Source organism: Methylorubrum podarium (assembly GCF_022179745.1).
Lineage (GTDB): Bacteria > Pseudomonadota > Alphaproteobacteria > Rhizobiales > Beijerinckiaceae > Methylobacterium > Methylobacterium podarium.
On record NZ_BPRD01000092.1, the window covers coordinates 12,518 to 36,271 of the forward strand.

Annotated in this window: 22 protein-coding genes and 1 tRNA gene; 12 read left to right on the plus strand and 11 right to left on the minus strand. The window is 68.7% G+C overall.

The window, feature by feature from the left end; all coding sequences use genetic code 11:
• Positions 1-3: 3 nt before the first annotated feature.
• Complete coding sequence (gene gntA, locus MFF42_RS04725; RefSeq protein ID WP_238254726.1) at positions 4-759, minus strand: guanitoxin biosynthesis heme-dependent pre-guanitoxin N-hydroxylase GntA; 756 nt, start codon at positions 757-759, stop codon at positions 4-6.
• A gap of 273 nt (positions 760-1,032) precedes the next feature.
• Positions 1,033-1,629 carry a DUF1989 domain-containing protein gene (locus MFF42_RS04730; RefSeq protein ID WP_238254727.1) on the minus strand — a complete coding sequence of 199 codons (597 nt, stop codon included), beginning with the start codon at positions 1,627-1,629 and terminating at the stop codon, positions 1,033-1,035.
• A 168-nt stretch (positions 1,630-1,797) separates the two neighbouring features.
• On the opposite strand from MFF42_RS04730, the gene MFF42_RS04735 reads away from it, so the two are divergent.
• The 3 genes from MFF42_RS04735 to MFF42_RS04745 all read left to right on the plus strand — a co-directional run bounded on the left by MFF42_RS04735 (position 1,798) and on the right by MFF42_RS04745 (position 4,989).
• A complete protein-coding gene (locus tag MFF42_RS04735; RefSeq protein ID WP_238254728.1) occupies positions 1,798-3,819 on the plus strand; it encodes an OPT family oligopeptide transporter in 2,022 nt (673 codons plus the stop codon).
• Between the two features lie 68 nt (positions 3,820-3,887).
• The gene (locus MFF42_RS04740; protein ID WP_238254729.1) at positions 3,888-4,682 is read left to right on the plus strand and encodes an ABC transporter permease; all 795 of its coding nucleotides are present in this window, start codon (positions 3,888-3,890) and stop codon (positions 4,680-4,682) included.
• Positions 4,683-4,913: 231 nt separating this feature from the next.
• Positions 4,914-4,989, plus strand: a tRNA-Ala gene (locus MFF42_RS04745).
• Positions 4,990-5,208: 219 nt separating this feature from the next.
• On the opposite strand, the gene MFF42_RS04750 is transcribed toward MFF42_RS04745, so the two are convergent.
• Entirely contained in the window at positions 5,209-5,925 is a 717-nt protein-coding gene (locus MFF42_RS04750; protein WP_238254730.1) for a hypothetical protein, read from the minus strand.
• Between the two features lie 236 nt (positions 5,926-6,161).
• Between MFF42_RS04750 and MFF42_RS04755 the strand changes: the two genes are divergently transcribed.
• Positions 6,162-7,337: a YihY/virulence factor BrkB family protein gene (locus tag MFF42_RS04755; RefSeq protein WP_238254731.1), complete on the plus strand. Its 1,176-nt coding sequence runs from the start codon at positions 6,162-6,164 to the stop codon at positions 7,335-7,337.
• Positions 7,338-7,521: 184 nt separating this feature from the next.
• On the opposite strand, the gene MFF42_RS04760 is transcribed toward MFF42_RS04755, so the two are convergent.
• Entirely contained in the window at positions 7,522-7,878 is a 357-nt protein-coding gene (locus tag MFF42_RS04760) for a hypothetical protein (RefSeq protein ID WP_238254732.1), read from the minus strand.
• Between the two features lie 504 nt (positions 7,879-8,382).
• Between MFF42_RS04760 and polA the strand changes: the two genes are divergently transcribed.
• The gene (polA, locus tag MFF42_RS04765; protein ID WP_238254733.1) at positions 8,383-11,526 is read left to right on the plus strand and encodes a DNA polymerase I; all 3,144 of its coding nucleotides are present in this window, start codon (positions 8,383-8,385) and stop codon (positions 11,524-11,526) included.
• A 197-nt stretch (positions 11,527-11,723) separates the two neighbouring features.
• Here the strand turns inward: polA and nfi are convergent, their stop codons facing one another.
• The 7 genes from nfi to MFF42_RS04800 all read right to left on the minus strand — a co-directional run bounded on the left by nfi (position 11,724) and on the right by MFF42_RS04800 (position 16,296).
• Positions 11,724-12,386 (minus strand): deoxyribonuclease V, encoded by a 663-nt coding sequence (gene nfi, locus MFF42_RS04770; RefSeq protein WP_238254734.1) that lies wholly within the window; start codon positions 12,384-12,386, stop codon positions 11,724-11,726.
• Positions 12,387-12,399: 13 nt separating this feature from the next.
• A complete protein-coding gene (gene ychF / locus MFF42_RS04775) occupies positions 12,400-13,497 on the minus strand; it encodes a redox-regulated ATPase YchF (RefSeq protein ID WP_238254735.1) in 1,098 nt (365 codons plus the stop codon).
• A gap of 3 nt (positions 13,498-13,500) precedes the next feature.
• Positions 13,501-13,926, minus strand: coding sequence for a PIN domain-containing protein (locus MFF42_RS04780; protein ID WP_238254745.1), 426 nt, complete (start codon positions 13,924-13,926; stop codon positions 13,501-13,503).
• Positions 13,811-14,173, minus strand: coding sequence for a hypothetical protein (locus MFF42_RS04785; protein ID WP_238254747.1), 363 nt, complete (start codon positions 14,171-14,173; stop codon positions 13,811-13,813). Before MFF42_RS04785 ends, MFF42_RS04780 begins: the two co-directional genes overlap by 116 nt.
• Positions 14,174-14,215: 42 nt before the next feature.
• A complete protein-coding gene (pth, locus tag MFF42_RS04790) occupies positions 14,216-14,857 on the minus strand; it encodes an aminoacyl-tRNA hydrolase (protein ID WP_238254736.1) in 642 nt (213 codons plus the stop codon).
• Between the two features lie 104 nt (positions 14,858-14,961).
• Positions 14,962-15,648, minus strand: a complete 687-nt coding sequence (locus MFF42_RS04795; protein ID WP_238254737.1) for a 50S ribosomal protein L25/general stress protein Ctc — start codon at positions 15,646-15,648, stop codon at positions 14,962-14,964.
• Positions 15,649-15,813: 165 nt separating this feature from the next.
• A complete protein-coding gene (locus MFF42_RS04800; RefSeq protein WP_238254738.1) occupies positions 15,814-16,296 on the minus strand; it encodes a pilus assembly protein N-terminal domain-containing protein in 483 nt (160 codons plus the stop codon).
• Between the two features lie 350 nt (positions 16,297-16,646).
• Between MFF42_RS04800 and MFF42_RS04805 the strand changes: the two genes are divergently transcribed.
• The 7 genes from MFF42_RS04805 to MFF42_RS04835 all read left to right on the plus strand — a co-directional run.
• On the plus strand, positions 16,647-16,853 hold the full coding sequence (locus tag MFF42_RS04805; RefSeq protein WP_238254739.1) for a Flp family type IVb pilin: 207 nt from the start codon (positions 16,647-16,649) through the stop codon (positions 16,851-16,853).
• A 229-nt stretch (positions 16,854-17,082) separates the two neighbouring features.
• Entirely contained in the window at positions 17,083-17,592 is a 510-nt protein-coding gene (locus MFF42_RS04810; protein WP_238254746.1) for an A24 family peptidase, read from the plus strand.
• A 191-nt stretch (positions 17,593-17,783) separates the two neighbouring features.
• Complete coding sequence (gene cpaB, locus MFF42_RS04815) at positions 17,784-18,566, plus strand: Flp pilus assembly protein CpaB (RefSeq protein ID WP_238254740.1); 783 nt, start codon at positions 17,784-17,786, stop codon at positions 18,564-18,566.
• Positions 18,567-18,577: 11 nt separating this feature from the next.
• Positions 18,578-20,077 (plus strand): type II and III secretion system protein family protein, encoded by a 1,500-nt coding sequence (locus tag MFF42_RS04820; protein WP_238254741.1) that lies wholly within the window; start codon positions 18,578-18,580, stop codon positions 20,075-20,077.
• A 126-nt stretch (positions 20,078-20,203) separates the two neighbouring features.
• Entirely contained in the window at positions 20,204-20,950 is a 747-nt protein-coding gene (locus MFF42_RS04825; RefSeq protein WP_238254742.1) for a CpaD family pilus assembly protein, read from the plus strand.
• 99 nt (positions 20,951-21,049) lie between these two features.
• On the plus strand, positions 21,050-22,294 hold the full coding sequence (locus MFF42_RS04830; protein WP_238254743.1) for a CpaE/TadZ family protein: 1,245 nt from the start codon (positions 21,050-21,052) through the stop codon (positions 22,292-22,294).
• A 47-nt stretch (positions 22,295-22,341) separates the two neighbouring features.
• A partial coding sequence (locus MFF42_RS04835) for a TadA family conjugal transfer-associated ATPase (protein WP_238254744.1) occupies positions 22,342-23,754 on the plus strand: 1,413 nt, incomplete at its 3' end.

Here is a 23,754-nt window from a genome sequence, read left to right on the forward strand (position 1 = left end):
CGCTCAGCCTTCCATCTGTCCGGCAACGAAGGCGCCCGAGCGCAGGTCGGCGGCGACCTGCTGCGCATCCCACTGCGTCGCGCCCTCCCGCCGCCGGTAGGGGCAGACCCAATCGTCCGGCACCGCCCGCCCGCTGAACTGCCGGGCGGCGGAGCGCTCGCCGTGCTGGGCGAGCATCGGATTGACCGAGCCGGCCCAGGCGGCGTCCCGCTCGACGATCGAGTCGCGCAGCCGTTCGTAGCGCCCCTCGGCCCGCAGGCGCTCGAACTGGTCGTGAAGGTTGAACACCAGCACCGGGTGGTCGAAGCGGCGCGCCTTGCGGCTGGCGCCGGGATGCAGCCCGACGATGAAGAAGCCTTCGCCGCCCAGGCTCATCGAGAAATGCGGATCGTCCGGATCCGACGAGACCCGTGAGTCCTGGGCATGGCCGAGACCGCTGTCGCGGTCGGACAGGGACTGCATCCGTCCCCAGAGGGCGGCCTCGAACGCCTCCTCGGTGAGATGGGGGGCCTTCTCGAAGACCACGGCGAAGCTCTGGAACTGGTCGCGGCGCGCGCGGTAGCGGCAGATGAAGGCCAGGAGCGCCGGGTAGATCCGCGCGTCGTCGGCGTCCGAGGTCACGTCGCGGGCGACGAGGACCTTGAGCTGGCCGCGGGACAGGGCGGATTTGGCGCCGACGCAGGGGAAGGGCTGTTGGCGGATGAAGTGCCGGAAGCGCTCGGCGAGCGGATGACCGGTGTCGTCGGTGGGCAGAAGCATGACACCTCGTGCGAAGCGGGCAAGCGAACGTCGCGACCGGACCTGCGGGCCCGGTTCGATGAAGAGCGTGAGAGGGAAGCCGGCCGACGCGCGGTCCGCCGGTCCTGGAAGAAGGTGAACTGCGCGGGGAACCTCGGCTCCCGACCATTGTTCCTCGGAGCCTGGGGATAACGCCGGCTTTCGCCGCCGCGCTTATCTGCGGATTGTCTTGATCAGCCGCGGCATCGTGGCGCAGAGTTCAGTCGGCTCCCGGAAACATCTTCCAGGTGCCGATCAAGACTCGATCTCGTAGTGGATCGGCTTGAAGGAGAAGTTGTTCGATTGGAGCGCCGAGCAGGCCGTGAGGCCGACGACCAGATCGGTCTCCGCCACGAAGCTCACCCGGTCGCCGGCCCGGCTCAGCGGCGGCCGCACCGCGATCTCGCCGCTCTGCCCGTCGACGGTGACGTGCATGAACACGTTGAAGGCGACAGGGATGCGGTCGGGCGCGATCCCGTAGGGCGCCAGCGCCGCGGCGAGATTGCCGAAGCAGCCCCGGTGGGGATGCTCGTCGCCGTAGATGATCCGGAACGTGTCGGCCGAGCAGGGGGTGAGCAGGAAGTCGTGGCGGCCCACCGTGTCCTCGACGATGCGCAGGAGCACGTTGGAGCGGTTGGAATAGATCGGGTCGCCCGTCGTTAGGAAGATGCGCGAGGCGTAGTCGATGGTGCGACCCGAGGAGATGACTTCGTCGAGGTCGTCTCGGCGGAAGGCGACGAGGTCGGCCACCTGCTCGCCCTGGGGATCGATCACCGTCAGCCGCTGGCCGCGATCGAGGGTGAAGGCGGTCCCCGAGCGCGGCGGGATCTCGTGGCGCACCGGTCGGCTCATCTCTTGGTCTCTCCTCGATGCGGGCTCGCCCCGCAGGTCCGCGCCGACCCGCCACGGACCAGGCTTGGCCGCGGCGTCGGCGCGACGGGGGATCAGACGAGGGGGCCGTCGGGTTCCCGAACGGTGTCGATGTCCCGAACCGCGGGGCGGCACCGGAGATGCCTGCCCGTGGACGCACGATCCGACGACCGCTCCCCACCGCCCGGCGATGCCGCTCAGGACGGCTCCCGTCATATCGCCGAGATCACCCTGCGCGGGCTCCTGCTGGGGGCGGTGATCACGGTCGTGTTCATGACCGCGAACCTCTATATGGGCCTGAAGACGGGGGTGACCTTCTCGACCTCGATCCCCGCGGCCATGCTCTCGATGGGTCTGCTGCGCCTGTTCGGCGGTTCCGGCATCCTCGAGAACAACATCGTCCAGACGCAGGGGTCGGCGGCGGGCACCCTGTGCAACGTCATCCTGGTCCTGCCGGGCCTCGTCCTGATCGGCCACTGGCACGGGTTCCCCTTCTGGCAGACCACCGCGGTCTGCCTCGTCGGCGGCCTGATCGGCCTGGTCTACTCGATCCCCCTGCGGCGCGCGCTCGTGATGGGCGCCGGGCTTCCCTATCCCGAGGGGACCGCCGCCGCCGAGGTGCTGCATGCGGGCGAGGCGGGCGACCGGGGCGGCCTGCGCATCCTGCTCGGTGCGGCGGGGGCGGGCGGGCTGATCGGGCTCGCCACCACCGGTTTCCGCCTCCTCGCCGACGGCCTGCACACCACCCTCGCCGCGGGACCGGCCCTGTTACGCTTCGCGACCGGGTTCTCCCCCGCCCTCGTCGGCGTCGGCTATCTCGTCGGGCTCGGTGCCTGCCTCGCCCTGCTCGCCGGCGTGGCCCTGGCCTGGGGCCTCGCGGTGCCGCTTCTCACCGCCTTCGGCGATGGCGCCGGCACCGAGGGCGCGGAGGCCGCCGCACGGGCGGTCTGGTCGGAAAAGGTTCGCCTCATCGGCGCGGGCATCATCGCGGTCGGCGCGATCTGGACGGTCGCCTCCCTCGGCCGCTCGATCCTCGGCAGCATCCGCTCCGCCTTCGGCGCCGCGCGGGGCGGCGGGCACGCCCTGCGCCAACTGCCCCGTCAGGAGCGCGACCTGCCGATCACCTGGGTCGCGGGCGCCTCGCTCCTGCTCGCGCTGCCGCTGGCATGGCTGTTCTTCCATTTCAGCACCGGCGCCGAACTCGGCGGAATGCGCTTCGCACTGGTGGCCTTCGCCACCCTCTTCACCGTCGGCTTCGGCTTCCTGATGGCGGCGGCCTGCGGCTACCTCGCGGGCCTCCTCGGCTCGTCCTCCAGTCCGATCTCCGGCATCGGGATCCTCACGACGCTGCTCGCGGCGCTGCTGCTGCCGCTGCTCCTCGGCCGCGCCGCCGGGCCGGAGGGCGAGCGCTTCGTCGTCGCCGCCGTCCTCCTGCTCTCGGCCATCGTCGTCACCACCGCCTCGATCGCCAACGACAACCTTCAGGATCTCAAGACCGGCCAGCTCGTCGATGCCACCCCCTGGCGCCAGCAGGTGGCGCTGGCGGCCGGCGTCGGCGTCGGGGCCCTGGTGATCGCCCCGCTCCTCGACCTCCTCTACAACGCCTACGGCTTCGTCGGCGCCCTGCCGCGGGAGGGGATGGACGAGGCCTCCGCCCTGCCGGCGCCGCAGGCGGCGCTCATGACCCAGATCGCCGGCGGCATCGTCCGCGGCGAACTGCCCTGGTCGATGGTGGCGACCGGGGGCGGCCTCGGCGCACTGCTCGTCGCCCTCGAGGCCCGTCTGCGCCGCAGCGGCCGCTCCTTTCCGGCGCTCACCGTCGGGATCGGCATGTACCTGCCGCTGGAGGTGGTCGTGACGATCGCCTTCGGCGGTGTCGTCGGCCGGCTCGCCGCAGGCCGTCTGCGCGGGGCGGACGAGGCGGCGCAAGCGGGGGGACGCCGGCGCGGGGTGCTGCTGGCCTCGGGCTTCCTCGTCGGCGAGAGCGTCGTCGGCGTCCTGCTCGCCGCCGCCGACACGCTGAGCGGCCGCAGCGCCTCCCTCGCCTTCGCCGCGGACGCGCTGGGCGGCGTGGGGCCGTGGCTCGGCCTCGCCGTCTTCCTGCTGGTGCTTGCCGCCTTCTACCGCATCGCGTCGCACACGGACGAGGCAGGACGGCGCGGCGGCGCCTGACCCGTCCTCGATTTCGTCGCGATTGCAGGCCAGCATAACGGCGCGACTGCCCCGTTGCGACGGATTCCATGAACGCCCACGCCCCGTCCCTGCCTCAGCGTCAGAGCTTCCTCGACGTCTACCTGCGCGTCCTCAGCGCCCTGATGCTGCGCGACATGCGCAGCCGGTTCGGCGGTACCTACTGGGGCTATCTGGTGCAGGTGCTGTGGCCTTGCGTGCATCTCGGCATCATCGTGGGTGCCATGACCTTTCGCGGCATCAAATCGCCGATGGGCGATGACCCGATGGTTTTCGTCGCATCGGGCGCGCTCCCGGCGCTGGCCTTTCAGTACATCTCCCGCGAGGTGATGAAAGGCTACATGGTTCACAAGCCGCTGACCTATTTCCCGCAGGTCAAGCGTTTCGACACGATCGTCGCGCGTATTTTAGTTGAAATTGTTAGCAGCTTTCTCGGTGCCGGTCTCGTCTTCGTCGTACTTCTCTGTTTCGGTGCCGATCCTGTTCCCGTCGACCTGATAACGGCCATTGGAGGTTACCTGACAGCAATCGCGCTCGGGATCGGCGTCGGGACGATCAATGTCGGAATTTGCTCTGTTTTCCCAGGTTGGGCTCTGGGATATATTCTCGTTACTTTGACGGTCTATCTCACGAGTGGCGTCTATTTTATGGCGTGCTATATGCCTGATGAGATCTATTATTATATGAAATGGAATCCGGTCACGCAGATCATCGAGTGGGTCCGCCTGGGCTACGATCCGACGATCCCCGTCCAGATCGACTATCTCTACCTTTTCGGCTGGGTCTTCGGCAGCCTCACCATCGGATTGCTGATGGAGCGCTACGTGGTTCGGGCTCAGCAGTGAGGGCGGCCGGGCGGCGCTTCGCGCGCCCCGACCAGCGTGGAACGGATCACGTCCCGCAACGAGCCCGCGATCGGTAGGTGCGGTGGATCGAAAGGCGGCTCAAAAATTCGGCCAAGCCTCCAAAAAGGGGGTTGAGTCCCGCCGATCCTCCGCTTATAGAACCGCCCATCGCCGACGCACTCAGCGCTGTCGGCGATGCCAGAGACCGGAACCGGTTGCGGCACACATGATGGGGCCTTAGCTCAGCTGGGAGAGCGCTTCCATGGCATGGAAGAGGTCATCGGTTCGATCCCGTTAGGCTCCACCATCTCATCGTCCTCGTCGACGGCTAGCAGTCCCGATGCTGGTCCTGCGGTAAGCCGCAGAATTCGTCCGAGATGATTTTCATCCTCTGAACGCGAATCCGTTGCGCTCGTCTCCTCCCGCGCAGCAGGGACCGCCTGCGCCGGCCGAGACGCTCGCCGCGAGCTTCCAGTGCGCTGGCAATCCGCCAGCGTCCGACGGAGCGTTTCGCGTTCTCCGAGCCTTACCGGGCCGTCTGCCACGGGTTGATGATGCGGGCGGGAGCCGGCCCCGTCTCGGCGCGGGCCTGACGGTTGAGCGGCTCGATGTCCTCCTGCGGTGCCAGGCGCCGAGCCTTGGCGAGAACTTTTCGAGCCTCGTCGGCCGGCATGGCGCCGTGCGGCAGCATCATCGCCAGCAGCTTGCGCCGGGTCTTCGCATCGATCGTGCGCGCGTTCTTCACGTCCTCGAAGTCGCTCAGGCGGTGACGGGCAGCCTTGGCGCCGCGACCGCGATCCTCGCGCCCCTTGAAGACCTTCGGGCCGTTCGGCATGACCACGATGTCGCCGGGCCGAAGGGTTTCGTCGCGCAGGAGGGCGGCCGTCGGATTCGCCGCGATCGCCTTCGAGTCGACCGGCTGCTTGCCGCTGATTCCATCACCCTCATCCTTCGGAAGGGCAACCTTCGGCAGGGCAGCGTAACGCACCTTGGGGCGGCTCCGCTCCGTCGTGCCCCGGTGGCGCCGCCAGCGGTAGCGCTCGTTCACCTCGCTGGCACTGCCGTAGGAGGTCACGGCCGGTGCGGGAGCGGGGGCTGCCTGTTGCGGGGCGAAGAGCTGCTGGAAGAGGCCGCCGAGGCCACCCTCCTGCGCATGCACGCCGGCCACGGTGGAGAGAACAAGCGCTGAGGACGCCAGGACGAGCGCGAGGCGACGTCCGGAGCGGGGCGGGGTCGATGGCATCGACGGCTCCTGAAGCGAGGGGGTCGCGTTCGACCGATGCGCTTTCAACGGAGTCGGATCTTAACAGTTCCGGCGAAAACTTGGCGCGAATGTGGATTTTTCGTGCGCGCTCGATCCGAATACGCTGCCCGAATACGCTGCCGACGCGGTGCTCACGTCCGTGTGAACCGAAAGCCGGGCCAAAGGGTTGCGAAAACAGCGCCGCCGGTCCTGCGGCGGACGGAGCCGATCCTTCGATGCCTACATCCGACCGCGCCGTTCCCGACGCCGCTGCGGGCTCAGCCGGCGATCCCCGCCATCCAGCCCTGTGGACGATGGCCCTGGCGGCGGCGCTCCTCGGGGTCGTCGCCCTGCCGCGCCGATCGGGATCGTCCCCGCACCGTGCGGGCTCGAGCGACGATGCGTCGGGCTCGGCGCGAGAGGAATCGCCCTCGCACGAGGGCGCCGACGCCCACCGGGTCGCGCGGACCGAGCGCGACCGCGGCCGTTCCGCCGACCGGCCGACCGAAGTGCCCGCCGCGGGTTGGATGGATGTCCTCAAGCGGACCTACAAGGATATCGGCGAGAACCGCCTCACCCTCGTCTCGGCGGGCGTGACCTTCTTCGTGCTCCTCGCGATCTTCCCGGCCATCGCGGCCCTGGTCTCCGTCTACGGTCTCGTCGCCGACGTCTCGACCATCAACCAGCAGATCGACGCGCTGCGCGGCGTCCTCCCGTCCGGCGGCGTCGATATCGTCTCCGAGCAGGTGAAGCGACTGACCGAGAAGGGCGATACGGCGCTGGGCCTCACCGCGCTGATTGGCATCGTGCTCTCGATCTGGAGCGCCAATGGCGGCGTCAAACACGTCTTCGACGCGCTCAACCTCGTCTACAACGAGCGGGAGCGGCGCGGCTTCTTCAAGCTCAATCTCGTCTCGCTCGCCTTCACCGCCGGCGCCCTGCTCTTCGTCGTGGTCGCGCTCGCCGGCATCGTCGCCGTGCCGGTGGCGATCCAGTTCGTCAGGATGTCGGGCGATGCGTGGTGGCTGGCACTGCTGCGCTGGCCGGCGCTGTTCGTCGTGGTGATCCTGATGCTCGCGGTGCTCTACCGCTACGGCCCGAGCCGCGACGCGCCGCGGTGGCGCTGGGTGACGCCGGGCGGATCGCTGGCGGCATTCCTGTGGCTGGCCGGCTCGTTGCTATTCTCATGGTACGTTTCGAATTTCGGCAGCTACGACAAGACCTACGGCTCGCTCGGCGCCGCCATCGGTTTCATGACCTGGATCTGGCTCTCGACGACGATCGTGCTGCTCGGCGCGCAGCTCAACGCCGAACTCGAGCATCAAACCGCCAAGGACACGACTGTGGGCGAGGAGAAACCGCTCGGGACCCGGGACGCGCGCATGGCGGACACGGTGGGCGCTGCCGCCTGAGGCCCCATTTGCCTTCGCTCTTCGGCACCGAGCCAGATCGATGCCGCGATTGGTCCAGCTCTCACCCTCATCGTGGGGTGCGGAGCGAGGCTGCCGTCGCTTCCGGACGGCCGGTGCCATGCAAAAGGGGAGCGGCGAAGCTCTTGCCCCGCCGCTCCCCTCGACGCTCTCTGGACGGAGTGGCTCAGTAGGCCGGGCGGCCGTCGCTCGGGTAAGCGGTGTAGCCGGCGGGGCGGCGGACCGAGCCGGTCACGATGTCGTCCGCCGCGCCCACGGTGCCGCCGACGATGGTGCCCGCCGCACCGAGCGTCCCGCCGACGATGCTGCCGGCCGTGTTGGTCACGCCGCCGACCACGTTGCCGACGCCGCCGATGAGGCCGCCGCGCTCGCGCACCGGGTCGATATGCGCGCCCCAGACATTGAGGGTGCCGTCACGGTTGAAGCTGGCGCTGTCGGACGGAACGCCCTGCGCGAAGCTCGGGGTCGCGGCCAGGCCGAGAGCGAGGGCGAGGGCGGTGGTGATCTTGCTGCGGTTCGTCATGATCGTACCTCTGTCTGTCATGTCGGACGGTTCCATGCGGAGCCGAAACTGTATTGAAGCTCGTATCGGCTGCTGGCCGTCTTCGATGATCAGGATCTGTGCGCGATCTGGCTGACGACAATACCCAATTTGTCGCAGTGCAACATCAATATAGTTCAAGATGACGACCCAGCGGGCGAAATTTCGTGCAGCGACATCGTGCGCGGCAAAAAACCTGTTTTCGCAGAATGGTTTCCCGCACCGGCGTCGTCCAGGTGACGTCTCGTGCACGAGCGCACATGGGTGCGGGATCCGGCGACTTTCCTCACGCGGCCAGTCCTTCGCGACGCGATCGGATCGAGTCGTTCCCGCTCCCAGTCGCGACCGGCCCGCCGCCGGCCGCGAGGGAAGCCGGGGATCTGCGGCATTTCCCGGCATGGGGGCGATGTCCTGAGGGGGCGAAAATGCTCTATGGATCGGCGCGGCCCGCCTCCGGGCCCCCGTTCGCCGATGGCTGTTCGACCGATGACCGCTGAGACGCAACCGCAACCGGACAAGCCCGTCGGCGCCGACGACCGGGTGATCCTCGTCGACGGCTCGTCCTTCATCTTCCGGGCCTACTTCCAGTCGATCAACCAGGACCAGAAGTACAACACCCGGCCCTCCGACGGCCTGCCCACGGGGGCGGTGCGCCTGTTCTGCACCAAGATCGCGCAGTTTCTCCAGGACGGTGCGGCGGGGGTGAGGCCGACCCATCTCGGCATCGTCTTCGACAAGTCCGAGGGCTCGTTCCGCAAGGAGCTGTTCCCCGACTACAAGGGCCATCGGCCGGACGCGCCCGACGACCTCAAGCGCCAGATGCCGCTGATGCGCGACGCGGTGCGCGCCTTCGGCCTGCACGCGGTGGAACTGGAGCGCTACGAGGCCGACGACCTGATCGCGACCTACGCGCGGCAGGCGGAGGCGCGCGGCGCCGAGGTCATCATCGTGTCCTCCGACAAGGACCTGATGCAGCTCGTCTCCGAAAAAATCCGGTTCTACGACTTCGAGTCCGGCGCCAAGGGCAAGCCCGGCTACCGGCCCGAGCGCAACCTCGACCGCGACGCGATCATCGCCAAGTGGGAGGGGCTGTCACCCGAGCAGATCGGCGACGCGCTGGCGCTGATCGGCGACACCTCGGACAACGTTCCCGGCGTGCCCGGCATCGGCCTCAAGACGGCCGCCGCGCTCATCAAGGAGTACGGCAGCCTGGAGCAGCTCCTGGAGCGGGCCGCCGAGATCAAGCAGCCCAAGCGCCGGGAGACGCTGCTCGCCAACGTCGATCAGGCCAAGCTCTCGCGCCGCCTCGTGGCGCTCGAGGAGAGCGTGCCGGTTCCGGTGCCGCTCGACGAACTCGGCGTGCCGCAGCCCAACCCGGAAAAGCTCGTCGGCTTCCTGAAGGCGATGGAATTCAACACCCTGACGCGGCGCATCGCCCAGATGCTCCACGTCGATCCGGAGGCGGTGAAGCCCGATCCGGCGCTGCTGCCGGGCGCGCAGCCCCACGCCTACACCAACGCCGCCGGCGGCAGCGACGCGGTGCCGTTCTTCGGCGATGCGGTGCCGGTCGATCCCGAGACCGAGGCCGCGCCGGAGCGGACGGACGGCGCGGCCCCGCCCGAGGCGGGCGAGGCCGACCCCTTCGCCGATCTCGACCTGCCGGATCAGGCGCCGAAGAAGAAGCGTGCGCCGACCGAGCCGACGCCCGCGATGCTCGTGGCCGCCCGGGCGGCGGAGGCGGTCAAGCCGTTTGACACCGCCGCCTACGAGACGATCGCCACGGTCGAGCAGCTGGAAGCCTGGATCGCCGAGAGCTACGAGGCCGGCGTGATCGCCGTCGATACCGAGACCGACGCCCTCGACGCGGCCAAGGCCGGACTCGTCGGCGTCTCGCTCGCGACCGCGCCGGGGCGGGCGGCCTACATCCCGCTCGCCCACGTCAAGCCCGAGGTGAAGGGCGGCGACCTGTTCGGTGATGGCGGCGCGGGGGCGGATGCCTCCGACAAGCAGCCCGGCCAGATCGACTTCGACACCGCCCTCAAGCTGCTCAAACCGCTGCTGGAGGATGCCGGCACGCTCAAGGTCGGGCAGAACCTGAAATACGACCTCTCGGTGCTGCACCGCTACGGCATCGACGTGGCGCCCTTCGACGACACGATGCTGATCTCCTACGTGCTCGATGCCGGCAAGGGCGGGCATGGCATGGACGAGCTCGCCCGCCGCCATCTCGGCCACCAGCCGATCACCTTCGCCGACGTCGCGGGCACCGGCCGCAGCAAGGTCACCTTCGACCGCGTGGCGATCGACAAGGCGACCGCCTACGCGGCGGAGGACGCCGACGTGACCTTGCGCCTGTGGCGAATGATGAAGCCCCGCCTCGTCGCCGAGCACCGGGTGACCGTCTACGAGACGCTGGAGCGTCCCCTCGTCCCGGTTCTGGCGCGGATGGAGCGGGCGGGCATCGCCATCGACCGCAACATGCTGAGCCGCCTCTCCGGCGACTTCTCGCAGATCCTGGCGCGGCTCGAAGAGGAGATCCAGGAGGACGCGGGCGAGCGGTTCCAGGTGTCCAGCCCGAAGCAGATCGGCGACGTGCTGTTCGGCAAGATGGGCCTGCCCGGCGCCAAGAAGACGCCGTCGGGCCAGTGGGCCACGCCCGCGACCCTGTTGGAGGAACTCGCTCAGGCGGGGCACGACCTCCCGAAAAAGATCCTGAACTGGCGCCAGCTCTCCAAGTTGAAATCGACCTACACCGACTCGCTGCAGGAGCATGCCAACCGCGGCACGAACCGGGTCCACACCTCCTTCGCGCTCGCGGCCACCACGACGGGGCGGCTCTCCTCGTCGGATCCGAACCTGCAGAACATCCCGATCCGCACGGAGGAGGGGAGGCGCATCCGCCGCGCCTTCGTCGCGCCCGAGGGCAAGAAGCTGATCTCGGCCGACTACTCGCAGATCGAGCTGCGCCTGCTCGCCCACATCGCCGACATCCCGCAGCTGCGCGAGGCGTTCGAGCAGGGGCTCGACATCCACGCGGCCACCGCCTCGGCGATGTTCGGCGTGCCGCTCGACCAGATGACCGGCGACCTGCGGCGGCGAGCGAAGACCATTAATTTCGGCATCATCTACGGCATCTCGGCCTTCGGGCTCGCGGACCGCCTCGGCATCGGCCGCGAGGAGGCGTCCGCCTTCATCAAGCAGTATTTCGAGCGCTTTCCCGGCATCCGCGACTACATCGACACCACCAAGCGCTCGTGCCGCGAGAAGGGCTACGTCACGACCCTGTTCGGGCGCGTCTGCCACTACCCGCAGATCCGCTCCAACAACCCGTCCGAGCGGGCGAGCGTGGAGCGCCAGGCCATCAACGCCCCGATCCAGGGCACGGCGGCCGACATCATCCGCCGCGCGATGACGCGGATGGAGGACGCGCTGGAGGCGAAGAAGCTGACCGCGCGGATGCTGCTGCAGGTGCACGACGAACTCGTGTTCGAGGTGCCCGACGACGAGGTGGAGGCGACGATCCCGGTGATCGCGCGGGTGATGGAGGAGGCACCGGCGCCGGCCCTGTCGTTGAGCGTGCCGCTCGTGGTCGAGGCGCGGGCGGCGGGGAACTGGGAAGAGGCGCACTGACCGGCGGTTCGGCTGCGCCGTCACGGCAGTCACGACGGCCCTCATGCTGAGGAGCTGCGCCAGCAGCCTCGAAGCACGCCGCGTCGATTCTCCCGGCGGACCGGCGCCGTGGGATCGACCGTTCAGGCGTGCTTCGAGGCCGAGCTCCCGCTCGGCGCCTCAGCATGAGGAGCCCTGGGATTGCCGGACCGGGTCGATCAGAAATCGCCCGCCGCGTTGTGCGCGAGGCGGATCGGCTCCGGCAGGCGGTATTTCGGCGAGCAGGCCAGCACCAGTTCGACAGCACTCGGAATGTCGGCGAGGTGCCCCGGCGAGATGAACAGCGGGTGCTTGGCCGTACGCGTGCGGACCACGGCGCCGATGGTCTCGCCACGGTCGATCAGGGGGACGTGCGCGCCCTTCTCCTCGGGCAGGGGCGCGTTGGTGCCGACGAGGCGGGTCTTGCCGACGCCGATGGTCGGGCGCTGCAGCCACAGTCCCATATGGCTGGCGATGCCGATCCGGCGGGGATGGGCCGTGCCCATGCCGTCGAACAGGAACACGTCCGGCTCCGTCCGCAGGCGCCCGAACGCTTCCTCGAGAACCGGCCCCTCGCGAAAGCTCAGCAGGCCGGGGATGTAGGGGAACGGCGTCGGCCGCTCGGCGGTCGCTGTCTCGACGAGGAGAAAGCCGGGAAACGTCACCACGACGACCGCGGCGCGTGAACGCTCGTTCTTCACGCTGACATCGACCCCGGCCACCAGCCGGACCGCGCCGAGGTCGATCGGCCGATCGGCCTCGATCTCGCCGCGGAGCCGGCGCTGCAGGGCGACCGCCTCGGCCGGCGTCAGGTCCCAGGCATGGCGCGGGTGAAGCTCCATGCCGGGCTCCCTGTCAGTTGGCGAAGCGGAAATGCAGCACGTCGCCGTCCTGCACCACGTAGTCCTTGCCCTCCAGCCGCAGCTTGCCGGCGTCGCGGGCGCCCGCCTCGCCATTCAGCGCGGTGTAGTCCTTGAAGGCGATGGTCTCGGCGCGAATGAACCCCTTCTCGAAGTCGGTGTGGATCACCCCGGCCGCTGCCGGGGCACGGGTGCCCTTGGTGATCGTCCAGGCGCGGGCCTCCTTCGGGCCGACGGTGAAGTAGGTCACGAGGCCGAGCAGGTCGTAGCCGGCGCGGATCACCCGGTTCAGGCCGGGCTCGGTCAGCCCCACCGCCTCCAAAAACTCGGTCTGGTCGGCCAGAGGCATCACCGCGATCTCGCTCTCGATCTTGGCGGAAACGACGACGGCGACGGCGCCCTCCGCCTTCGCCCGGTCGAACACGGCCTGCGACTTCGCATTGCCCTTGTCGGCATCGCCCTCGTCGACGTTGCAGACGTAGAGCACGGGTTTCGCCGTCATCAGGCCGAGCTGCTGGAACAGCCGCTCCTCCTCGACTTTCCGCTCCACGAGCCGGGCCGGCTTGCCGTCGCGCAGGAGCGGCAGGGCGCGGTTGACGAGGTCCAGGAACTCCTTGGCCTCCTTGTCGGAGCCCTTGGCGCGCTTCTCGAGCGCCACGACGCGCTTCTCCAGGCTGTCGAGATCGGCGAGCATCAGCTCGGTCTCGATCGTCTCGATGTCGGCGATGGGATCGACCTTGCCCTCGACATGGGTGACGTCGCCGTCCTCGAAGCAGCGCACCACGTGGGCGATGGCATCGACCTCGCGGATGTTGGCGAGGAACTGGTTGCCGAGACCCTCGCCCTTCGACGCGCCGCGCACGAGGCCGGCGATGTCGACGAAGGTCAGCCGCGTCGGAATGATCTCCTTCGAGGAGGCGATCTTGGCGAGTTCATCCAGGCGCGGATCGGGCACGGCGACCTCGCCGACGTTCGGCTCGATGGTGCAGAACGGGTAGTTCGCGGCCTGGGCCGCGGCGGTCTGCGTCAGCGCGTTGAAGAGGGTCGACTTGCCGACGTTCGGCAGGCCGACGATGCCGCATTTGAAGCCCATGAATCAGGTCCGTCCGGTGAGCGCGAGCCGCGCGAGAGCGTGGGGTGAGAAGGGATTGACGATGGTCAGGGTCTCGATGGTCTGGCCATCGGCCATGTCCTCGGAGACAAAGGCGTCGCAGCGGGCCTGGAGCGCGGAGGCAACGGCCACGCTGTCCCACCATGACAGGCGGTGCCGCGCCTCGATCGCCGCCGCAGCCTTGTGCGTCTGAAGATCGAGCGGAGCTGAGCAGGCTGCATCGAAGGCCGAGAGATAGCGCTGCACCCTGGCAGCGGGAGCGAGCCGGCGCTTGTGGACCAGCACGGCATAGCACTCATTGAGGATCTGCGGGCTCACCACGAGTCTCCGACGTGCCAGCGCCTCCCGAATCAGCACCATGCTTGCCCGCCTCTTGGCGGGATCCTTCGGATCGAGCGGGTAGGCGATCACGTTCGTGTCGAAGAAGAGCCGGCCGGTCATAGATCTCGTCTCGTCGGGGCCAGTCCTCGGCCGCACCCGCCCAGCCGGGTCCCTCGAAAAACTCGTCGAGGATCGCGAGTTGTCCGGCGATGTCCGGTGCCCGTCGCTCGGTCAGCGTGTCGGCGACGAACCGCGACAGGCTCTGGCCGCGCTTGGCCGCCTCGATCCGCGCCCAGGCGAACAGATCCTCGTCGAGGGTGATCGTGAGATTCTTCATTCCGCCTCCGCGAAGCGGATATCGTGTCCTCGTGTTTTCGTGTCAATTCGCGTCGCGCGCGTCCTTCGCCCTCGCCTTGCCGGCCTCTGCGGGCGTCTTCACCGCGTCCCAGCCGCGGCCGGCCATGGCGAGGTGCACCTTGTTCTGGAAGCTCGCATCCTCGCCCGCCGCCAGCAGGGGCGCGTGGTCGGCGGTCGCCCGGCAGAGATCCTCGACCCACGGCTCCTCCGACTTGGCGAAGTCGTTGAGCACGTAGGCGTGCACCAGCGCCTTGTCGCCGGGATGGCCGATGCCGAGGCGGACCCGGCGATAGTCGTTTCCGCACAGCGCCGTGATCGAGCGCAGGCCGTTATGGCCGGCATTGCCGCCGCCGAGCTTCACCCGCAGCTTGGCCGGCGCGAGGTCGAGTTCGTCGTGCAGGACGATCACGTCGGCGAGCGGGATCTTGAAGAAGCGCTGCGCCTCGCCGACCGAGCGGCCGGATTCGTTCATGAAGGTCTGGGGTTTCAGCAGGATCGCGCGCTCGGAGCCGAGCACGACTTCGGCCGCCTCGCCCTGGAAGCGGCGGCGGAACGGGGCGGCCCGGTGGACGCGGGCAATCTCGTCCAAGGCCATGAAGCCGATGTTGTGACGGTTGCGCGCGTAGCGCGCGCCGGGATTTCCCAATCCGACGATGAGCCGCATGCGTGCCCCCGATTCGATGCCCGGCAAATGGAAATGCCCCGGCCGGGCGGCCGGGGCATCGATGGATGCGCGCGTGGCGGGCGCCGTTCGGCGCCCGTCGCGGCTTACTCCTCGGTCTCGTTCTTCTCGGCCGTGGCCTCGGCGTCGGCATCCGCCTTCTCCTCGGCGGCCTCGGCGGACTGCGCCTCGGCGATCGCGGCCTCCTCGGCCTCGACCTCGGCGCCGAGCACCGTCGGCGGCAGGAGGTTGGCGACCGTGTCGGTCGGCTCGCCGGTATAGGTACCGGCCGGCAGGCGCAGGTCGGCGGCGTGGATCACGTCGCCGATCTCGCGGCCGGTGAGGTCGACCTCGATCGCGTCCGGGATCTGGTCGGGCGCCACGTCGAGGGAGACCGTGTGCAGCGCGATGTTGAGGGTGCCGCCCTTCTGCTTGATGCCCGGCGCCTTGTCCTCGTTGACGAAGTGGACGGGGACATCGACCGTGACGGTCTGGCCGGCGACGACGCGCAGGAAGTCGACGTGCAGCGGCACGCCGCTGACCGGGTCGAGCTGGAAGTCGCGCGGGATCGCGCGGGTCTTCTTGCCGCCGACGGTGATGTCGAACAGCGTCGTCTTGAAGCCGCCGGCGTAGATCAGCGTGCGGGCGCGGATGAGGTCGACGGCGATGGCCTCGGGGGCTTGGTTGCCGCCGTAGATGACGGCGGGAATCTGGCCCTGGCGACGAACGGCCCGGGCGGCCCCCTTGCCGACCCGGTCGCGTGCCACGGCCTCAAGCGTCTTGGTGGCGCTCATGGCGTGATCCTTTTGTAAAAAGATGGAGCCGGGCCAACGACAAAGGCCGCCCGAAGCGGACGGCCCGACCGTTCCCCAGCGCGCCCGTGCCTCCAAGGGTGTCTCAAGGGCGCGGGCGGGCCATACACGCAACGGCGCCGTGTGGCAACGGCCGGGCGACCGGCGTTATCGGTTCGCCGTCGCCATGCCGCGGCGCGCCTCGGCCTGCTTGCTGGTCTCGTCGAAGTACTTGGTGGCGTCTCCGAGCTGCACCGAGGGCTGGCAGTTCGGGGTGCAGGAATAGGACTCGCGGTCGAGGCCGCGCTGCACGGTGATGATCGAGGCCTGCGGTGCCTGCACGCTGATGGTCGATTCGGCGAGCATCGCACCCTTGCCGTCGAGGGCGATCAGGTTGGTGGTGCCGAAGCTCTTGCCCGTCAGCACCACGACGCCGTTCTTCTGCAGGGTGATGTCGGCGATCATCGGGTTGCCCACCACCACGGTCTGCGTCTTCTCCGGCAGGCGGATCACCTTCGCGTTGTCCACCTGCACCGAGACGGCGCCCTGCGGCGCGGGCTCGTTGGCGCGGGCGGGCGCCGTCAGCACGAGGAGCGCGAGAACCGCCGAGACGGTGGGGAGCGGGAAGCGATGAGGGCGCAGGCGGGGCATGAAGGGTCGGTCCGATCGCGCGGAGTGCCGGACTCGCCGCCGGAGTCCGTGCCGTATCCGCGGCACCGATCCGAAGGAGAGGCATCTCCCGTCGCGGTACGGAACAGGAAAGTGATGAAGGAAGCGCTAACCGTATTCGAAGCGGCGGGCATCCGTCGATACGTCGGCTCCTTGCGGACCATTCGAGTGATTGGTGCAATACGTCGTTAACTGATCTTCGCGAACGACCGGCAGGAGGCTTGGTTGGGAGATCGATTTAACCCAAACGCAACGCGTCGGGACTACATCTCGACCTGTCGCCGATCGGGGCCTCTACAGACTTCCGACGGTCGTCCATCGGATTAAAACAAGTGGAGATCATCGTGAAGAACATTGCCAAGCGCTTCATCTCTGACGAGTCCGGCGCGACTGCTATCGAGTACGGCATGGTTGCGACCATGGTCGGTATCGCCGTGATCGGCATCTTCACCACGTTCAAGACCAACCTGTCGACCGCCTTCGCGACGCTCGGCGATGGCCTGAACACGCAGACCACGAAGCTCGGCACCGCGCAGTAATTCTCAAAGCTGGGCGACGAGGTTTCCAGGTTATGGCGGATCGCATCCGTCATAACCTGCAATCGCTCGGTCCGGCGGCGCCGAATGATCGACGCCCTGCGCAAGCGCCGTTCTCGGAAGGGATCGGCGCGCGAAGAACAGCGGACTTTCTGCCGAGCCATACCCGGCCGAGCACGTGATCCAAACGACCCAAAGATCAGGCCGAGCAAGGAATAGTTCCGTGTCGAACATGGCGGCCTATCTCCTTCTGTGCATCCTCTTCCCGTTCCTGATGGCCTACGCTGCCGCCAGCGATCTGTTGACGATGCGCATCTCCAACCGCGTGACCGGCCTCGTCTTCATCGGATTCGTTCTCTATGCCGTCGCGTCCGGCATGGCCTGGGCCGACTTCGCCTGGCACCTTGCGGCCGGTGCCCTGACCCTCGTCATCACATTCATCCTCTTCGCGCGAGGATGGATCGGAGGCGGCGATGCCAAGCTCGCGGCCAGCACCGCCCTCTGGATCGGCCTCGCGAACCTGCCGGAATATCTGATCCTGGCCTCGATTCTCGGAGGACCCCTGACGCTCTCGATCGTCTCCGCCCGCAAGTACCCACTGCCGACATTGGCGCTCAAGTTCCCCTTCGCCGTACACCTGCATGACGCGAAGACCGGGGTTCCCTACGGCATCGCATTGGCTGCCGCCGCGCTGATGGTGCTGCCGAATTCCGTCGGACTGGAGCAACTCGCCCTGCCTTGATCGAGGGAAGGGTCCAATTGAGCGGGCCGCCGTCGAGGCGGCCTTCGCGTTTTTCGCAGGTTTCGGAATCGTGCCGGTCGGGACAGCACCGAAAAGCACGCGGTGACGCTCGGTTAACCCTAACTTGACGAATCCCGGGCAAGTCTCGGAACCGGACGGCGACCAAGCCGTCGCCACGGTTCCACGCTCCCATGAAACCAGCCCGTCTCGCCGTTCTGGGAATCGCGCTCGTCGCGGGCTGCGGTGCTGCCCTGCTGATGCAGGGCGAGAAGGCGCCCGAGCCCGCACCCGTCGCGAAGGCCGAACCCGTCGCGCCCATCCCGATGAGCGAGGTGCTGGTCGCTGCCGCAGAACTGCCCATGGGTCAGACCCTCAAGCCCGAGGATCTGCGCTGGATACCCTGGCCGGAACAGGCGGTCTCCCCAGGCCTGATCGACCGGCGCGCCGCGCCGAAGGGGCTCGATGACGCGGTCGGCGCGATCATCCGCACCGGTTTCTCGGCCAATGAGCCGATCCGGTCCGAACGCCTCGTCAAGGCCGGCAGCGGGTTCATGTCGGCGATCCTGCCGTCGGGCATGCGGGCGGTGGCGATCACGACCGATACCCGAGGATCGAGCTCGGCCGGCGGCTTCATCCTGCCGAACGATCATGTCGACGTCATCAAGACCAGCAACGAGGGCGCCGAGCAGTTCGCCGAGACGCTGCTGACCAATGTGCGCGTGCTCGCCGTCGGCCAGATCGTGCAGGAGAAGAACGGCGCCAACGTCGTGACGGCGGAGACGGCCACCCTGGCTCTCACCCCGAGCCAGGCCGAGACCGTCACGCTGGCGCAGAAGGTCGGGCAGCTCTCGCTCGTCCTGCGCAGCATTCAGGATTCCGCCCGAACCGCCGCCGTCTCGGATGAGACGGACATGCCGACCGAGGGCCCCTTGACCGTCGTGCGATTCGGCGTCGCCAAGCAGCAGCGCCGCTGAGGACAGGACCGATGACGACCCCCTCTCGCTTCCGCGGCTTCGCCCTCTTCCTGCTCTCCGGCGCCTGCCTCGCCTCGGCGTCCCTGTGCGCCTCGGTCCCCGTTCAGGCCAATCCCGCCGCGACTTCGCCGGTGCTGACGATCGGACCGAACGAGGCGGCGGTCTCCCGGCGGGTCGAGCTGAGCAAGGGCCGCTCGCTGATCGTCGATCTGCCCCGCGACGCCAAGGAGGTGTTCGTGGCCAATCCGGCGGTCGCGAACGCGGTCGTCCGCTCCAGCCGCAAGCTGTTCCTGATCGGCATCGACAACGGCGCCACCTCGATCTTCGTGATGGACGCCGAGGGGCGCCAGATCGCGGCGCTCGACGTCACCATCGCCCGCGACATCAACGTCCTGCGGCAGTCGCTGCAGCAGAGCCTGCCCGGCGGCCGGTTCGACGTGAAGGCGGTCGGCGAATCGCTCGTCCTCTCCGGCAGCGTGAGCTCGGCCTCGGAGGCGCAGCAGGCGCTCGACATCGCGAACGCCTTCGTCGGCATCGCCGCCGGCGGAGCATTGGGGACCCGTGGCGCCGTCATCAACAACCTGACGATCCGCAACAAGGATCAGGTGATGATCCGCGTCACCGTGGTCGAGGTGGCGCGCACGGTCCTGAAGCAATTCGGCATCAACGTCACCGGTAACTGGTCGGCGCTGAATCCGCTCAGTTCGACCGGCAACGTCCTGACGAACAACACGCTGTTTCCGATCACCGGCGCCTACACGCCGGACGGCAACGCCCTGTCCGCCTCGGTCCGCTCCGGCGGCGCCTCGCTCCAGGCGACGTTGCGCGCCTTCGAGCAGGCCGGCGTCTCCCGCATCCTGGCCGAGCCGACGCTGACGGCGATTTCGGGTGAATCGGCCAAGTTCACCGCCGGCGGCGAGATCCCCGTTCCTTCGAACTGCGCCGCCGGTGTGGCCGGCGCGGCCTGTACCGTCGCGCTCGAATTTAAGCCCTACGGCGTCAGCCTCGCCTTCACGCCGATCGTGCTGGCGGAGAACCGCATCTCGATCCGCGTCGCCACCGACGTGACCGAACTTGACCGGCAGAACAGCTACAGCTTCTCCTTCCCCGGCTCCAGCCGGGTCACGCCGGTGCCGGCGACGACGCGGCGCAGCTCCGAGACGACGGTGGAACTCGCCTCCGGCGCCACGATGATGACGGCCGGCCTGATCCAGCAGAAGAACCGGGCCTCGATCGGCGGCCTGCCCGGGCTGATGAACCTGCCGATCCTCGGCGCCCTGTTCCGCTCGCGCGACTACCAGCGCGACGAGACCGAGCTGATGATCATGGTCACGCCCTACATCGCGCAGCCCATGGAGGCGCGGCAGGTCCAACGGCCGGACGACGGCTTCGTCGACGCGACGGACGGTCAGGCGGTCCTGCTCGGGCGCCTCAACAAGCTCTACGGCACGGTCGGCGGCGGCACCCTCGGGCCGGCCTATCGCGGCCGCGTCGGCTTCATCGCCGACTGACCCCATCCGGAGCCGTTCCCGACCGGACGTGGTCGGGGACGGCTCGAAGACCTTGGCTGAACGCGCGCTCCCCCGCCGAGCCGGCATCCATTTCGGTAGGGGACGCTCCCGCAGGATCGACACTCGATGTCCTCACCCGCTCGCAACCTCGTCTCCCGCGCCCGGCCCGCCGCCGCCGTCGTGCTGGTCGCCGCCGCGCTCGGCGCCTGCCGCGCGGATCGCGTCGCCACCACGGGGTCGACCTACCCGATCGACGTGCGCACGCGGCACCCGATCGTGCTGGCGGATGGCGACCGCAGCCTCGATCTCTTCCCCACCGGGATCGGTCACCTCGATCCGCGCCAGCGCGCGGACCTCGAAGCGTTCCTCGTGGAATATCGCCGCTACGGCCGCGGCCTCCTCGTCGTCGAGGTGCCGCGCGGCGTGTCGCCGGCCCTGGCCGGGCCGGTCGAGCGCACCGGCGCAGCGGTTCGCCACTTCGCGGCGGAGATGGGCGTGCCGGCCGGCGGCCTGCGGGTGGTCGCCTACCCCGTCGCCAACCCGACCCTCGCCGCGCCCCTGCGCCTGAGCTTCCAGCGGATGCAGGCCAAGGTCGCCGACAAGTGCGGGCTCTGGCCGCGCGACCTCGGCGTCAGCGACCTGCGCTCCGACTGGTCGAACGAACCGTCGTGGAATCTCGGCTGCGCGATGCAGTCGAACGTCGCGGCGCAGGTCGCCGACCCGATCGATCTCGTGCGCGGCCGGCCCGAGGGCCGCATCGATACGATCCAGCGCACGCGTGACATCGGTCAGCTCCGCGAGGGCAAGGATCCGTCAACCCAATGGCGTCAGGATGGAAAGGCGAACGTCGCCGACGGCGTGAAGAGCAACTAGGGCACCGGACGCGAACGCGGGCACGGCGTTCGCCCTCCGGCGGGTTCTCGACATCCCCCTGTCCGTCACCCTCGGTACACGAATCGGAAACTGCGCATCATGCCGGACACCCACGAGGCCTCAGAGCGGACCATCGCCCCGGTGCCGCGCATCACGATCCAGGCCTTCTGCGAGACGCCGGAGACGGCCGCGATGATCGAGGGCACCGCCTCCGATCGCCGGATGCAGAAGGCCCACGTCAAGGTGCAGATGGGCGGGGGTGCCGCGGCCCTGGAGGCGTACCGGCACGCCCCCACGCCCAACGTCATCGTGATCGAGTTCCTGGGCCTCAAGTCGCGCCCGCTCGAATGTCTCGACCAGCTCGCCGAGGTCTGCGACGAGGGCACCAAGGTGCTCGTGATCGGCCACGTCAACGACGTGCTGCTCTACCGGCAATTCATCCAGCGCGGAGTGAGCGAGTACCTGATGGCGCCGGTCGAGCCGGTCGGCATGATCGGTGCGGTCTCCGACCTGTTCTCGGCGCCGGGCGCGAAGCCGGTGGGACGGACCATCGCCGTCTACGGCGCCCGCGGCGGCGTCGGCAGCTCCACCATCGCCCACAACCTCGCCTGGACCGTGGCGCGGGAGCACGGCACGGCCACCGTGATCGCCGACCTCGACGTCGCCTTCGGCACCGCGGGTCTCAACTTCAACCAGGACCCGCCGCAGGGGATCGCCGAGGCGGTGTTCGCGCCCGAGCGCCTGGACGCCAACCTGCTCGACCGGCTGCTCTCGAAATGCGCCGACAACCTGAGCCTGCTCTCGGCCCCGGCCACCCTCGACCGCACCGTCGACTTGACCGAGCCCGCCTTCGACGCGCTCACCGACCTGCTGCGCTCGACCGTGCCGTGCATCGTCCTCGACGTGCCGCATCAATGGTCCGCCTGGACCCGGCGCGTGCTGATCAGCGCCGACGAGATCGTGATCGTCGCCGCGCCGGATCTGGCGGGCCTGCGCAACGTCAAGAACCTGCTCGCGCTGCTGCACCAGCAGCGTCCCAACGATGCGAAGGCCCGGGTCGTCCTCAACGGCGTCGGCATGCCGAAGCGGCCGGAGATCGCGGCCGCCGAGTTCGCCAAGGCGCTCGACGTGCCGCTCCAGACGGTCATCCCCTTCGAACCGGCCCTGTTCGGGACCGCGGCCAACAATGGCCAGATGATCGCCGAGGTGCAGGCCGGCTCGAAGCCCGCGGAGATCTTCTCCGAACTCGCCGCGGCTGTGACCGGCCGGGCCGAGATCCGCCGTGCCAGGGCGAACCTCCTCGAACCGCTGCTCGCCCGGCTGACCCGCAAGAAGGCGTCCTGACGGTGCCCTGCGCTCCCTCCTCTCGAGACTGCTGAAGGCGCGGCGCCATGTTCGGTCGACGCTCCAACGCCGCATCGGCTCCCGCCCCGGCCCCCGCCGCGGCCGGGCCGACGACGGTCGCCCCGCCGGTCCTCCAGCAGGAGGCCGTCCGCGCCCGGCCGGAGCCGCCGCGCGCGCCGGTGCCGCAGGCGCCGCTGCCGAAATCCGACGACTATTTCCGCACGAAGAGCATGATCTTCGGCGCGCTGATCGAGGCCATCGATCTCGCCCAGCTCGCCCGGCTCGAAGGAGAGGCCGCGCGGGAGGAGATCCGCGATATCGTCTCCGAGATCATCGGTCTCAAGAACATCGTGCTGTCGATCGCCGAGCAGGAGGAACTGCTCGACGACATCTGCAACGACGTCCTCGGCTACGGTCCCCTGGAACCGCTGCTGGCCCGCGACGACATCGCCGACGTGATGGTGAACGGCGCCGACCGGACCTTCATCGAGGTCGCCGGCAAGATCCAGCTCACCAACGTCCGCTTCCGCGACAACCAGCAGCTGATGAACATCTGCCAGCGGATCGTCAGCCAGGTCGGCCGGCGCGTGGATGAATCCTCGCCGATCTGCGACGCGCGCCTGCCCGACGGCTCCCGCGTCAACGTCATCGCCCCGCCGCTCGCCATCGACGGGCCGGCGCTGACGATCCGAAAGTTCAAGAAGGACAAGCTCACCCTCGATCAGCTCGTGCGCTTCGGGGCGATCTCGCCGGAAGGCGCGAAGATCCTGCAGATCATCGGCAAGGTCCGCTGCAACGTCGTCATCTCGGGCGGCACCGGCTCGGGCAAGACCACGCTGCTGAACTGCCTGACCGCCTTCATCGAGCACGACGAGCGCGTCATCACCTGCGAGGACGCCGCGGAGCTTCAGCTCCAGCAGCCGCACGTGGTGCGCCTGGAGACCCGGCCGCCGAACCTGGAGGGCCAGGGGCAGGTCACCATGCGCGACCTCGTCAAGAACTGCCTGCGCATGCGTCCCGAGCGCATCATCGTCGGCGAGGTGCGCGGACCGGAGGCCTTCGACCTGCTGCAGGCGATGAACACCGGCCACGACGGCTCGATGGGCACGCTGCACGCCAACTCCCCGCGCGAATGCCTCGCGCGTATCGAGTCGATGATCACCATGGGCGGCTTCTCGCTGCCCTCGCGGACGCTGCGCGAGATGATCACCGGCTCGGTCGACGTCATCATCCAGGCCATGCGCATGCGCGACGGGTCCCGGCGCATCACCCATATCACCGAGGTGATGGGGATGGAGGGCGAGGTCATCATCACCCAGGACCTGTTCGTCTACGACGTGCTCGGCGAGGACGCCAACGGGCGCCTGATCGGCCGTCACCGCTCGACCGGGATCGGCCGCCCGCGCTTCTGGGAACGGGCCCGCTACTACGGCGAGGAGCGGGCGCTGGCCGCCGCCCTC